The 15,288-nt window shown below is 32.5% G+C and carries 7 protein-coding genes; 6 read left to right on the top strand and 1 reads right to left on the bottom strand.

Translation table 11 applies throughout. The features are described from left to right. Positions 1-80 precede the first annotated feature (80 nt). The 5 genes from V9L05_RS02570 (at position 81) to V9L05_RS02550 (ending at position 4,917) form a co-directional block, all read left to right on the top strand. Positions 81-2,036, top strand: a complete 1,956-nt coding sequence (locus V9L05_RS02570; RefSeq protein ID WP_338814269.1) for a PDZ domain-containing protein — start codon at positions 81-83, stop codon at positions 2,034-2,036. 161 nt (positions 2,037-2,197) lie between these two features. Next, positions 2,198-2,698 carry a pyridoxamine 5'-phosphate oxidase family protein gene (locus V9L05_RS02565; protein WP_338790487.1) on the top strand — a complete coding sequence of 167 codons (501 nt, stop codon included), beginning with the start codon at positions 2,198-2,200 and terminating at the stop codon, positions 2,696-2,698. A gap of 130 nt (positions 2,699-2,828) precedes the next feature. Then, positions 2,829-3,608, top strand: coding sequence for a YHYH protein (locus V9L05_RS02560; RefSeq protein ID WP_338814268.1), 780 nt, complete (start codon positions 2,829-2,831; stop codon positions 3,606-3,608). A gap of 87 nt (positions 3,609-3,695) precedes the next feature. Next, complete coding sequence (locus V9L05_RS02555; RefSeq protein ID WP_338814267.1) at positions 3,696-4,256, top strand: toxin-antitoxin system YwqK family antitoxin; 561 nt, start codon at positions 3,696-3,698, stop codon at positions 4,254-4,256. Next, the gene (locus V9L05_RS02550) at positions 4,141-4,917 is read left to right on the top strand and encodes an SCO family protein (RefSeq protein WP_338814266.1); all 777 of its coding nucleotides are present in this window, start codon (positions 4,141-4,143) and stop codon (positions 4,915-4,917) included. The genes V9L05_RS02555 and V9L05_RS02550 overlap by 116 nt, the downstream gene beginning before the upstream one ends. A gap of 126 nt (positions 4,918-5,043) precedes the next feature. Here V9L05_RS02550 and V9L05_RS02545 read toward each other — a convergent pair whose 3' ends face one another. Then, positions 5,044-7,218 carry a tetratricopeptide repeat-containing sensor histidine kinase gene (locus tag V9L05_RS02545; protein ID WP_338814265.1) on the bottom strand — a complete coding sequence of 725 codons (2,175 nt, stop codon included), beginning with the start codon at positions 7,216-7,218 and terminating at the stop codon, positions 5,044-5,046. A gap of 652 nt (positions 7,219-7,870) precedes the next feature. Here V9L05_RS02545 and sprA point away from each other — a divergent pair. After that, complete coding sequence (gene sprA / locus V9L05_RS02540) at positions 7,871-15,271, top strand: cell surface protein SprA (protein WP_338814264.1); 7,401 nt, start codon at positions 7,871-7,873, stop codon at positions 15,269-15,271. The last annotated feature ends 17 nt before the right edge of the window (positions 15,272-15,288 follow it).

Below are 15,288 nucleotides of genomic sequence, written 5' to 3'. Positions count from 1 at the left end.
TTCAAAACGGTATCTTTGTAATTTAATTCTTAGTTCAAACGTCGACGCTTGAACCAGACATATAATACAAACCCAAAAACATGTCTTTACATTCCCTCAAAAAAAACAAAAAACAGTTTTTCTTAGCTGTTTTTTTACTTTTTAGTTTGAATATCTCGTGCATTCAAGCGCAAGATAAAATTAATAACACTACAAAAGTAGCTTATCATTTTGATTTTTCTAATCGTGTGCATCACGAAGCAAAAGTTACTTTGTCTATTCCTAAAGTTCCAAAAGAAGAGTTTTTAAAATTGCGTATGAGTAGAAGTTCGGCAGGACGTTATGCGCTTCATGAGTTTGCTAAAAATGTCTATTCTGTAAACGCTTTTGATGCAAAAGGAAATAAATTAGAGGTAACTCGTGTTTCGCCTTATCAATGGAATGTAATGAAACCGACTGATAATATGAAAGTTGAATATACACTTTTTGCAGATTATGCAGATGGTACTTATTCAGGAATTAATACCATTCAAGCACATTTAAATGCTCCTGCTACTTATTTATTGGTTGATAATTTTTATAATGAAAACTTTGATAAAGATGCTTCTATCAGAAGAGCTAAGGAAAATAAATCAGCTAAGACAATACAAGTTACTTTCTCATTGCCTCAAAACAACAATTTTCAAGATAAAAATACTGATAAATGGACAGTTGCAACACAGTTACCACAAATCAATGATTCTACTTTTTCTGCACCCAATTATTATTATTTGTTAGATTCTCCTGTTTTGATAGGAAATTTATTTTGGAGTGAATGGAAAGAAGACAATCAAAACTTTAGAGTTGCCTTAAATAAAACAGGCACAGAAACAACAGACCAAGAAGCAAATGAATTTGTAGAAAATATCAAGAAAATTGTAAGAGAAGAAATTGCTCTTTTTGGCGAAGCTCCTACTTTTGATTATGGAACGTATACTTTCCTGTTGAATTATCAGCCAACAGCACATGGCGATGGAATGGAACACCGAAATTCTACCATCATTACTGAATCTGAAAAATTAGATTTTCAACATTTGTTTACAGTTGCTCACGAGTTTATTCATGCTTGGAACATCGAACGTTTAAGACCACAATCATTAGAGCCATTTGATTTTTCTAGTACAAATATGTCTTCTGAACTTTGGTTTGGAGAAGGTTTTACGACTTATTACACGTATGTAGTTATGCGTCGTGCTGGTCTTGTCGATGATGCTATGTTTGCAGATTTAATGAACGGACAATTAAATTATGTTTTGAATTCACCAGGTCATAATTTTCATTCTCCTGCACAGATGAGCCAACAAGCAGCTTTTGCTGATGCAGCAACGGCAAATGATCCACTTTCTCATCATAATACATTTATTTCTTATTATCCGTATGGCGCAGTCATCGGTTTGGCTTTAGATATGGAAATGAGAAAACGTTTTGATAAAGGACTTGATGAATATATGCAGGCAATGTGGAAACAGTTTGGAAAACCTGAAAAGCCTTATACTATGGCAGACCTTCAAAATATGCTCTATGAAGTAATAAAAGACAAAGAATTCTCAGAGCAGTTTTTCAAAAGATATATTTTGGGACACGAATTACCAAATTATAATGAGCTTTTAGCTACTGTTGCTATAGACAATCAACTCAATCAAAAAGGTAAAATGTGGTTTGGAAAATTAGGACTTGACATCATTGATGAAGATAAAAAAGAATCAACAAAAGCAGTCATTTCAAATTATATGCTTTTTGATTCTCCGTTTTATAATGCAGGATTAGAAAAAGGCGATATTTTGATAAGTATCAATGACAAAATGATTACTTCAATAAATGATTATAGAGAAGTTATTCCTACTTTAGAAGAAGGAAAAAAGGCGACTGTTACCTTTGAAAGATTTGGTAAAAAACATGTGGTAGAAGTTTTGCCTACTCAAATTCCTTATCGTTCACTTGTATATTTGAATGCAAATGATACCAACTCCAAACAAATAGAAGAACGTAAAAAATGGCTTTCTACCAAGCAGAAGTAAAAATGGTAATTTGCCATAAATTAGGGTTTTCAAATCTTACTTTATACTAAAATAGCACTTCTAAACAAACATTATTGACACAAAAAAAGTTAGAGATTTAGATGGTACAATTGTACTATCTTATTTTTCTAACTTTTATTTTTTACCTCAATTTTAAGATTATGAGTGTCAATAATTTGTATAATAACGAAGCAAAAGCAAAAATTAAAGAACTCGCAAAGTCAATTGATTTTGCCATGTTAGCAACAGATTTGAAATCTGAACCTTTTCATACTATTCCTATGAGTACAAAAAAAGTAGATGACAATGGTTCTATTTGGTTTTTGAGTGGACAAGATAGCGACCACAATGCAGACATCAGAAAGGAAGGACGAGCGCAACTTATTTATTCACAACCAAAAAATATGGAATTTATGACCGTTTATGGTCAGGCTGTCATTACAAAAGATAAAGCAATTTTGAAAGAATTGTATCAATCTACTGACGATAATTGGTTTGATGGAGTAGATGACCCAAATTTGACAGCTATCGAAATCAGACCTCAAGAAGCACATTATTGGGACACTAAACACGGAAAACTTGTTTCGATTTTAAAAATGGGTGTGGGTGCAGTTACTGGAAATGAACCTGATTTGAGTGAAGAAGGAGATTTGAAAGTATAAATTTTATGTTTCCATAAAATAGTTCCTTTAACGTTTTTAAAGTTTTGAATTAAACCTTTGGGTTTTAGTAGTATCTAAGTGAGAAAAAATATTAAATTCTTACTTATTTTACTACCAAAACCTTTTTTTTATGAACTATTCAAAGTTAAATCTTCAATTTCTTTCTAAAGCTATTTTTTTATTTTCTCTAGCTTTATTTTTTACATTTTCTTCTTGCAAAAAAGACGAAACTGAGCCAGATGATAATACTGACACAGAAATAACAGAAGTTCCAAGTGTCTATAAAAAAATATATGGAGCATCAGATATTTATTTGGAAGGAGAGTTTGTAGTTATCAAAACTAATGGAACACCTGACCATACATCACCCTATTATACAGATGCTTCTAAATACGAAGAATATAATGGCACAAATCCAAATTGGAATCAAAATCCAAATAAGATTGCTTCCTTTAATCTTACTTTCAAAATCCCTTTAAATCCTGTAAAAGCAAGCAATAATGCAGCAACTCCTTTGGGAATAATGGGAGTTTCTTTGAATGGAGTAGCCTTTTTCAATCAATATGCAGGACCAAATAATCAACCTCTGACAAGTGAAATAAATTCTTTTGACCAGTACAATGGACACCCAACAGGAACGAGTATGTATCATTATCATGTAGAACCTCTTTTCTTGACGGCTGCAAAAGGTAAAGATGCACTTTTAGGCTTTCTTTTAGATGGGTTTCCTGTTTATGGAGTTATTGAAAATGGTGTTGCTGTTGATAATTCGGATTTAGATGAGTTTCACGGACATACTCACACAACAGAAGATTTTCCAAACGGAATTTATCATTATCATATTACAGATGCAGCTCCGTATATCAATGGAAATGGTTTTTATGGAACGGCTGGAACGGTTACACAGTAAAATTTTATGTTTAATTTGAAATTTCCTTTTTTCTTTTTTGTCATACTATTGAATTTATCCTTGTTGATTTTTTCTTGCCAAAATTCTGTGTCAGTTAATTCTGTTTCCCTTACAGAAAAGATTTTTTCTGATAGAAAAATTGATGCAGAAGGCAAGAATATCAAATCTATAAAGTCAAAGCAAGGTTTCCTCTATATCAATGATTCTATTTTCTCAGGAATGATTTATTATTTGTATCCCAATTCAACAGATACATTGAAGATTGAAAATTATTCGAATGGAAAAGAAAATGGATATTGGTTTCACTATTATCCAAACCATATTTTGAAAGAAAAGCGTTTTTTTACTAATGGAAAGAAAGAAGGGGAACATATTGGTTTTTATAAAAATGGACAAAAAAAGTTTCTTTATCATCTCAAAAATGATGTTTATGAAGGAAATAATAGAGAATGGACAATTGATGGTATGTTGGTAAAAGATATGAATTATCAGTTGGGACAAGAACAAGGTTCTCAAAAAATTTGGTATGACAATGGAAAAATTAAAGCAAATTATGTTATCAAAGATGGAAGGCGATATGGATTACTTGGCACAAAAAACTGTCAAAATGTTTCAGATAGTGTTTTTAATGTTATTACTAGGAGGTAGTTTGTTTTTTATTTCTTGTCAGAATAAAGAGAAAAATAAGCAAGAAGAAAATACTAACTCTACTCAAAATATCAATTTACCCTATTACAACACGCCTGATTTTACCCCTATTTTTTTAGATAATAAAGCAGAAATTGATTTAAAAATTCCTCATAAAATTTCTAATTTTTCATTTCTCAATCAAGATAGTTTACTTATTTCTGAAAAAGTGATTGAAGGAAAAACTCATGTAGCAAATTTTATTTTTACTTATTGTGGAAGTATTTGTCCGATGATGACAGAAAATATGAAAATAGTCGAAGAGCAATTTTTAGATGATGAAAATGTAGTTTTTCTATCTTTTTCAGTTACGCCTTGGATAGACAAACCCCACGTTTTGAAAGCCTACACAGAACGAAAAGAGATAAGAAATAAGAATTGGCACTTTCTGACAGGCGATAAAGCTACTATTTATGATTTAGCTAGAAAATCTTATTTTGCAGAAGAAGACATCGGTTTTACCAAAGACAGTACCGAATTTTTACACACCGAACATTTTATTTTAGTTGACCAAAACAAACGCATCAGAGGGATTTATAATGGAACACTTCCTTTAGAAATGAAACAACTTGCTAAAGATATTTTGGCTTTGAAAGAGGAGGATAGTAAACAAACTAGATGATTTTTTATAAAATAAAAATTTGTTTTGAAATTCTTAACTTACTATGTATTTGATTGATGAAGTAATTTAGGATAGTTGTATCTAAAAGATGAATAGTATATTTGAAATAAAGTAAGGCAATAATTCCTAAGCAAAAACAAAAATCTCGTTTAAATCATTTCCTTTTTTAGAATTTACACTTACCTTATTTTGATTTGGAATATAAACCGAAAAAGTAGTTTGTACAAAAGGAGTAGAGTTACAAAAAACACTTCCTTCTAATTTATTAACAGCTTTTTTGACAAGATAAAGTCCTAAACCACTTCCTATTGAACGTTCCGAAGAGCGAACAAACATATTAAAAATAGAACTCAATAAATCAGCAGATATTCCTTCTCCATTATCACTTACTTCTATCAAAACTTGTTCTTTTTCTACTTTAATAAATAATTCTACAATAGGTTTAGTATTCATATTATAATAAATAAGAGAATTTCGAAGTAGATTAATTATAATCAAACGCAGCCATTTTTTATCTGTAATAAATGGCGCATGGGTTTCAATTGTTGCTTTTATAGATATTCCATTAGGTGCATAATCATAAGCAGCTGTTTTTGCTTCTTCTACAAATAAGTACAAATCATCTATCTCTGTAAAATAAGATTCTTCTTCTATAAGGTCATGAAGTTGCATCAACCTTCGAAGCATAGTATCCATTTGCTTTAAAGTGGCATCAAATAATTCTATGTAGGTATGAACTTCGTAAATAGATTGCATATTCTCATCATTTTCTAACCCTTTTGTAGACATCTTTAAAAGATTATTTAATCCTTCCAAACGCACTAAAGGCGCACGTAAATCATGTGAAGCTCTATACATAAAACTATCTAATTCGTGTCTTACATCAGCTAAGTTTTCTATACTTCTTTCTAATTCTTGTGTCCTTTTTTCTACTTTATCATTAAGTTTTAAATTAAGAGCAGCAATTTTTTCTTTTTGGGTAATAAGTTGAGTGTTTTGGTCTGCTGTTTCTTTATTTTTTTCAAGTAATTTTTTATTGAGTTGCTTTTTTTGTTGATTTTGATATAATAAGAGTGTGAGGAAAAATATGGCTGCAAAAAGCCCTATTGTAGTTGTCCAAATTGTTATTTGTTTGTTTTTATTCTCTTGTTCCAATATTTTTACTTGTGTTAGTGCTTGTCCATTCTCAAAAGCTGATTGTACGGCTGCTAAATTAATAGCTATTTCACGGTGTGTAATAGAATCAAGAATTGACTTTGCTTGTCGTTCTAAATAAAGAGCTGTTTGAAAACTATCTTTTTTTACAAATAATTTAGCTTGTTCCTCATAAATAGAAGCAATTGTTTTACGTAAGTTATTTTTTGAAGCAATCTTATAAGCATTATCTAAGTACACACTAGATTGAGAAATATTTTCTTTCTCTCTATATATTCTTCCTAACAAAACCAAAGCATTAGCTGCACTCCCCCAGTTTTTATATTGGCTACTCAAACGAACATCTTCTTCTAATAAGAAAACAGCCTGCTCATAATTTTTCTTTTTATAAAAAATTTCGCCAATATTTCCAGAAGCCAAAGCCAAGGCAATTGTATCTTGTGTCTGTTTAGCGACTTGTTTGGCAATATTATAATAATAAAGTGAAGAGTCTAATTTTTGGATTTCTCTATACGCCACCCCCAAATTATTAGCTATATAGCGTTGTTCCCACACAAAATTATTTTTAATAGCATAATTATATCCGTAGTTATAATTTTTTATAGCTTCCTGATAATTTTCCACCTGAAAATAAATATCTCCAATTGTATAGAGCAAAACTACTTTATTTACTTTATCATCTATCTTTGTAAAAATCTGTGAAGCATCTAAGGCATAAATAATGGCTTGTTCTTCCAAACCAAGCCGAATATAATTACTAGCCAAAAACTTGGCTGAAAAAGCTCTTTCTTTGAGTAAATTATTATCTTTGGCTAGTTTATATGCTCTCAGATTTCGCTCTAATGAAAGTCCTCGCTTTCCAATGTTTTCATAAAAATCTCCTTCTAGCCAATGACTATAGATTTTTATAGCCATTGGGGTTGTTTCCTTTATTTTTTCTTGTAAGGAATTGATTCTTTTTTGATTTAACTTTTCATTTCCTTCACTGATTAAATCAGAGAGCTTTTCGTATGGTGTTATATCTTTTGGCGAAGAAAGAAAAATCAACTGTGTTTTGTTCCACTCTTCATCTGCTGTCTCTGATTGAGCAAATAAAAAGGGGAATATAATAAACCAAAAAAATAGCAATAGAAGCCATTTTTTCATAGTAACCTCAAAAAATTTGGAATAAAAAAAATAAGTGGAATAATACGTTGTATTTTAAGCTCTACAAGTTACTAATTTAAGAAACAATTACTTATTTTCATAAGAATAATTATTTATCTTTTTGAATATTACCTCTTATTACTTATTTCTGTATCTGGTCTAATTGGAATAAACAAAAATTACATTTAACTCTTCAAAATTAGAGAACAATTTTGAAATCTCTATTTTTTTGAGAATATTTGTATTCTCTTTCCTTGATTTCTTTTGATAACATCTAAAAAAGATATGTATAAGTTCAGAATAACTACCCCATAAATACAAAAATTATCCCTTCAAGAAGTATATCAAAGCCTGTTAATTCCTCTATGAAAAAAATCTACTTTTCTATTTAATTATTTTAGTTGCTCTTCATAAATACATTGGTCTAATATTATCTAGCTACCAAAATTTGAATTTAGTTTGTTTTAAATTCTAAAATGCTAATTTTGTAATTGGCTTATTATTTATCAATGCCTTTTATTCTGAAAGTTGTTGGTGTACTCACTGATGATGGATTTGAAAAATATGATTAAATAGAAATTCTATTTCAAACTATAAAATTGAATAGAATCAATACGATAAAATACGATAACTCTTTTAGATACAATTACTTATGCAGCGAACCCATTTCGCCCAATCCGTTTATAGTTTGCGTTCTGCAAATTTTATATATTTTCGTTTTCTTATTCATAGTATAACATTGCTATTTATTTTTGGTGGTATTTCTGTTTTTTACTCCTCTGTAAATAGTGTTTTTGCCCAAGATACGACGGTAGTAAATAATATAGATTCACTTCTATTTTATGACCAACAAATAAAATCAAGCACTACTGAAGGAGAAACTCAAAATCCGATGTTAGAGCCTGATTTGTCGTCGCCACTTTTACAACTTCCAGACCCAAGAAGTCTTGATGCTGTCTACCGATTAGATGATACAGGAGAATTTTATGATGTTTTACGTCGTGATGGACCTAATTCTTACACACCTTTGGGTAGAATTTCAGTTGAAGATTACACAAAGCTCAAAACCTATTACGATGACGTAGCTTATTATAAAGAAAAAATACAAGAAGAAAGCAATGAACAAGCAGCCGAAACCAGTAAAGTTCCCAAAATTGAAGTGGCTTTACCTTCTGGTTTGGGAAGAGTTTTGGGAGGAGATAAAATTGAAATCCAGCCAACAGGTTCAGTTCTTTTAGATTTTGGAGGAAAATGGCAAAGAATCGATAATCCACAAATTCCTGTTCGCCAGCAACGCAATGGAGGAATTAATTTTGACCAACGTATTCAGTTTTCAATTTTAGGAAAGCTAGGCGAAAAAATGCAACTCAATGCAAACTTTGATACAAAAGCAGCTTTTCAATTCGAAAATCGTTTTAATCAAGGATATACAGGTTATGAGGAAGATATTGTTCAGCAAGTTCAGTTTGGAAATGTGAGTTTGAATACTACCAATACACTTATTACAGGAAGTCAGAATCTAATGGGTGTAACTACTCGTCTTCGTTTTGGTAGATTATGGCTCAATACACTTATTGCAAATCAAAGAGGAGTTTCTGAAAGTATTACCATTAGAAATGGGGCGCAGGGAAAAGAATTCGAAATTCGTGCAGACCAATATGAAGCTAATCAACACTTTTTCTTAGGACAATTTTTTAGAGATAACTATGAAGAGGCTTTGCGTGCTGTTCCAAGTGTTGTTTCAGGAGTCAATATTACTCGTGTTGAGGTATATGTAACCAATCGAAATAATGATACACAAACACTGCGAAACATTATTGGTTTTATGGATTTGGGAGAAGGTGCGCCATACAGAGAACGATTTAATGGAATAGGAGGAGCAGCTAGAAATGGTGCAAATAATTTATTTCAACAAGTAAAAGACCTTACAAGAACACCAGACCAATTAACACAAATCTTAGAAAGTGGTGCTTTCAATCTTGAAAACGGAACAGATTATTCTTTCCTTCGCTCAGCAAGAAAATTAAGCAATAATGAGTTTACTTTCCACCCACAATTAGGTTATATTTCATTACAACAACCCCTTAGAAATGATGAAATTTTGGCTGTTGCATACGAATACACCTACAATGGACAAGTTTTCAAAGTGGGAGAAATGACAGAAGACTACCAAAATAGAGATGCAAATGCAGCTATTTTTATGAAATTATTAAGTCCTCCAACCATCAGAACTGATTTGCCTTTGTGGGATTTAATGATGAAAAATATTTATTCCTTACAAGCCACACAATTACGTCCAGAAAACTTTCAACTTCAAGTTATTTATCGTGATGACATTACAGGAATTGATAATCCAAGTTTACATGAAGGTTTAAGAACTGAAGATGTTCCCTTAGTTCAATTGACCAATATGGATAGATTGAATCCAAATCTTGACCCACAAGTAGATGGAAATTTTGATTTTTTAGAAAATATTACTGTTCAGTCTGACCAAGCAAGAATTATTTTCCCAGTTGTTGAGCCATTTGGAGATAAACTTCTTACTTATTTCGACCCTATTTCTGAAGTGCAATTCATTGATAAATATGTCTTTAATGAACTTTATGACGGTACACAAGCTGATGCCGTTTTGTATGCCAATAAGAGTAAATATTTCTTGAAAGGTTCGTACCAAAGTGCAGGAGGAAATGAAGTTGTTTTACCAGGAATTAATATTTCGGAAGGCTCAGTTATGGTTCGGGCAGGTTCGGTTATGCTTTCAGAAGGCGCAGACTATACTGTTGATTATCAGTTTGGTAGAGTTCGTATTTTGAATGAAGGAGTGTTGGCTTCTGGAAAAGATATTACCATTCAGTATGAAAGAGCCGATTTATTTAGTGTTCAGCAGCGAAATATTATGGGGCTTGATGCCGAATATATTTTGAATAAAGATGTTAAATTTTCAGCTACACTTTTACACTTAAATGAACGTCCTATTATCACTCGTGTTACAACAGGTTTAGAACCTGTCAGAAATACAATGATAGGTGCAACAGCAAGTATTCAGAAAGAATCAGGGTTTTTGACAAGAATGATAGATGCAATTCCAGGGCTTGATACAAAAGAAAAATCGACAATTACGTTTAGAGGAGAATATGCACAGCTTATCCCAGGAGAAAATAATGTTATTAAACGAAATGGAGGAGAAGCAGCTTCCTATGTAGATGATTTTGAAAGTAGTGAAATTCCGTATGACCTTACTCGTCAGCCTGTTACGTGGAAGTTGGGAAGTACACCAAGACTTTTCCGTCCAGAAACAGGTTTTGATGGTCTCAATTATTCTTATAAAAGAGCTAAGCTCTCATGGCATACAGTAGATGTAACAGCATTTTTTACAGGTGGTTTGGCAAGTCAAGTTCCTGATAATATTACTGACCAAGACAAGGAAAACCATTATGTTCGTCAAGTTGAATTTAATGAAATTTTCCAGCAGCGTGATAATCAGCAAATCAATCCACCCGAAATTACTTTTGATTTGGCTTATTATCCTTCTTATCCAGGACAGTATAATTATAATCCAGAACTAAATGTAGATGGAACACTTCGCAATCCAAAAGAAAACTTTGCAGCCATCTCCAAAGGAATTACTTACAATGTCGATTTTGATAATATAAATATTCAATATATCGAATTTTGGTTAATGGATCCATTTATTCAAGGTCAGAATGGACGAGTAGAAACGCCAGACGGTGCAGGAGTTTCGAATACAACAGGAGGAAAATTTTATATCAACTTAGGAAATATCTCAGAAGATGTAATTCCTGACAGAAGACACGGTTTTGAAAACGGTTTGCCTGTCACTGATGCAGATTTGAACGATGTAGAAGAAACTATTTGGGGAAAAGTAACCAATCAACAATATTTGACAGATGCTTTCTCAGCAGAAGATGGAGCAAGAGCTAAACAAGATGTTGGACTTGATGGACTTAGCGATGAAGACGAGCGTTTTCAATTTAGAGATTACTTAGCAGCCGTTCAACCTCGTTTGAGTGCAGCAGCTTTTCAGCGTTTACAAGCCGATCCATCAAAAGATAACTTTAGATATTATTTGGGAGGAGACCAAGATGATGCCAATAGAAAAATTCTAGGACGTTATTTTGATTTTAATGGAACAGAAGGAAATTCGCCTGAAAATGCAGGTACAGCTTCTTCGACAACATTACCAGACAATGAAGATTTGAATAGAGATAATACACTTTCAGACTTAGATGGGTATTATCAATATGAGGTAGATTTGAGACCCAATCAATTAGAAAATAACAAATATGTAGTTGATGAGGTAACTGTTGAGCGAAATGGCGATAGAGTGAAATGGTATCAATTCCGTATTCCGATTCGTGAATTTGATGATAAAATTGGAAGTATTGATGGCTTTAAGTCTATTCGTTTTATTCGTTTGTTTATGACAGATTGGGAACAACCTGTGGTGATGCGTATGGCACATTTTCAGTTTGTAGGAGCGCAATGGAGACCTTATTTTGCGTCATTGCAAGATGAAGGTTTAGCTCGTCCTGTTGAGCCTTACGACCCTCAGTTTATTATTTCTACTGTTAATATTGAAGAAAATGGAAGTGATGCAGGAGCAAATTCGAATGGAATTTCATATTCTGTTCCTCCGAATTTTCAGCGTGATACTGACCCAACTTCAATTACTCAAGCTCGTCTGAATGAACAATCTTTACAGCTTTGTGTAGAAGATTTACAAGATGGAGATAGCCGTGCAGCCTATAAAAATATTATTTATGACTTTGTTTTTTATAAGCGTTTGAAAATGTTTTTGCACGCAAATAGTGCAACAGCAAATGACGGAGAAGTTACAGCATTTTTACGTTTAGGAACAGATTTTAAAGAAAATTACTATGAAATTGAAGTTCCTTTAAAAATGTCAGCAGCAGGTTCTTCTCTTCCAAATCAAATTTGGTTACAAGAAAATGAAATTGATTTGCCTTTTGATGCACTTTACGATACCAAAACAGAACGTAATGCAAGTGGACTTAGTGTAAGAGTTCCGTATGAGCGAATTTTTGAAAAGTATAAACTTAGGGTTGTAGGTAATCCAGATTTGAGTAGTGTTCAGCTTATTATGATAGGAATTCGGAATCCAAAAACAGCAGACGAACAGCCAAAATCAGTTTGTGTGTGGGCAAATGAACTCCGTGTAACCGATTTTAATAAAGAAGGTGGTTGGGCTACAAACTTACAACTACAAACACAATTAGCAGATTTTGCCACTGTAAATGCAGCACTACGATACAGTACGCCATTTTTTGGAGGAATTCAAGACCGAATTTCTGATCGTTCAAGAGAAACAAATTTATTTTATGATGTTTCGGCTGCTACGCAATTAGATAAAATATTTTTGAATCGTTTGGGAATTGCACTTCCTTTATTTGTAGGTTTCGAACAGACACGAGTAACACCACTTTTCAATCCTCTTGATCCAGATATTCGATTAGAACGTTCTTTAGAAACTTCTTTTGATAATGAAAATGCAAGACGAGATTATAGAAATTTAGTCCAAGATAGACTCACAAGGCGAAGTATAAACTTAACCAATATTCGAAAACAGAGAGTAAATCCAGATGCAAAAGAAGATTTTTGGGATATCGAAAACTTTGCTGCTTCAGTTTCTTATACCGATTCGAAACGAACAAATATCAGACTAGCAACCGATGAACTACGAGAAACCAAAGTAGGCTTAGTCTATAATTATGGATTTGATGTAAAACCATTTGAGCCATTTAAGAAAAATGAATTATTAAATGCTCCTTATCTTAAATTTATCAGGGATTTTAATTTCAATTATTTACCAAATAATATTACAGTTGCAGGACAGGTAAACAGACGTTTTGCCAAAACTCAATATCGAAATGCTCAGTTGACAACAGATGGAGTTTTACCATTCTTTCAAAAGTCATTTTTCTTTGATAGAAATTATACGGTTCAATGGAATTTCACCAAAAGTTTGTTAGCAGATTATAATGCGACAGCTTCGGCAATTATTGATGAGCCAGCAGGCGAACTCAATACACAAGAAAAACGAGATTCTGTTTGGTCAAATATTCAATCTTTGGGTAGAATGAAGTATTTTACACAAGCTACCACACTGAATTATCGTATTCCTTTAGATAAATTTCCTGCAATAGATTTCTTGAATGCAGATGTTCGTCGTTCTTCCAATTATACATGGACGGCAAATGCTGTTGGTATAGCTGATACACTTGGAAATATGGCAAGGAGTAGCAATCAGTTTTTGATAAATGGACAAATTGATATGCAAAAATTGTATAATAAAAGTCCGTATTTGAGAGAAGTAACTGCGCCAAAACGACAAGGCAGAGATAATCAAAATAATGCTACTTCTCGTCCGACCGAATCGCCAAAGCAAAAACGTTTGGAATATAGAATTAAGAAATTTAGAGATAAAAAAGAACGAAAAAATAAAATTCGTAATATCAAACTAGATAGATTGGTAGATTCTGTTTTTATTGATTCTGTAATGATTGCTCAAATAGATTCTTCAAAGCAAGAAAAAATCAATGAAAAATATGATAGAAAAGTTGCCAAACTAGACAAAAAGCAGCTTCGTATTCAAGAAAAGCTAAAGGCTGAAATGGAAAAGCAAAAAGGCAAAAAAGGAAGTTCTTCTGGTGGTGGAGTTGGAGAAGGTGCAGTAAAAGCACTTTTATCTGTCAAACGAATAACAATTAATTATTCTGTCAATGGAAATACCATGCTTCCAAATCTTTTGACTACACCAAAATATTTTGGATTAGACCAAAATTTTGCTGCCCCTGGTGTGCCGTTTGTTTTGGGAAGTCAGAGCCGAGATAATATTTTGGATATGGCAAATAATGGTTATCTATCAAGGTCACAATCACAAACAAATCCGATTGTTCAAGACCAAGCCAAAACGCTAAGTATTCGTATGGATATTGAACCGTTGAAAGATTTTCAGTTACAGATAGAAGGACAACGAACACAAGGTGCAAATTATTCGGAAGTGCTGCGTTACGATCCTTTTAGTGATGATTATGTTTCTGAAACTGCTGTAAGAACTGGTAACTATAATATTTCATATTTTAGTTTATCAACTGCTTTTTCAAAAGATGATGAGTTTGGAAACTCTCCTTTGTTTGATGACTTTATAGCCAATAGAGCGACTGTAAAAAGTGCTTTAGATGCCGAAAATCAAGCAGGAGACTATGATATTGGTTCGCAAGATGTTTTGATTCCTGCCTTTTTATCAGCCTATTCAGGTAGAAATACGACTTCAGAATTTCCAAAAATTCCATTACCAAATTGGCGTTTGACATACAATGGCTTGACTAATTTGGGGATTTTCAAAGACCGTTTCCGTTCTATTAGCATTACTCATGGTTATCAATCTACGTACGCAGTTGGAAGTTATACATCTTCACTTTTGTATGATTTCTCCTATCTGAATTTGGGAATAACGGAATACAATGTTCCTTTGGCAGACCTAATTGACCCAGAAACTGGAAATTTACAACCTGTTTTTGTTGTCAATCAAGTGAGTATTAGTGAGCGTTTTAGTCCACTTATCGGAATTAATATTCGTACAAATAATGATATTACCTTCCGTTTCAATTTCAATAAAGACCGTACTTTATCTTTAAATCTTTCAAACTCTCAACTTGCCGAACAGAAAAATAATGATTTTGTTTTTGATGTTGGTTTTGTCAGAAAAGGCGTGAAAATTCCGTTTACTGATGTAGTTTTGAAAAACGATTTGACGTTCCGTTGTGCTGTAACGCTTAGAGATACAAAAGTGATTCAGCGCAAAATAGACACTGACGGAACACAAGACAGCGATTTTACAGGTGGAAATTTCAATTTACAGTTCAAACCAACACTTGCCTATATGGTCAATAAGCGTGTGAACTTGACAGCTTATTTTGATAGAGCAATTAATAAACCACGTCTTAGTAATTCCTTTCCAAGATATAATACAGCGTTTGGTGTGCAGGTAAGGTTTAATTTGGCGCAGTAGTATTATTTCCAAACCTA

Origin of the sequence: Bernardetia sp. Wsw4-3y2 (assembly GCF_037126295.1) — a bacterium.
Lineage (GTDB): Bacteria > Bacteroidota > Bacteroidia > Cytophagales > Bernardetiaceae > Bernardetia.
Note: the sequence above shows the minus strand (reverse complement) of the source record. Positions and strands in the feature narration are given on the sequence as shown.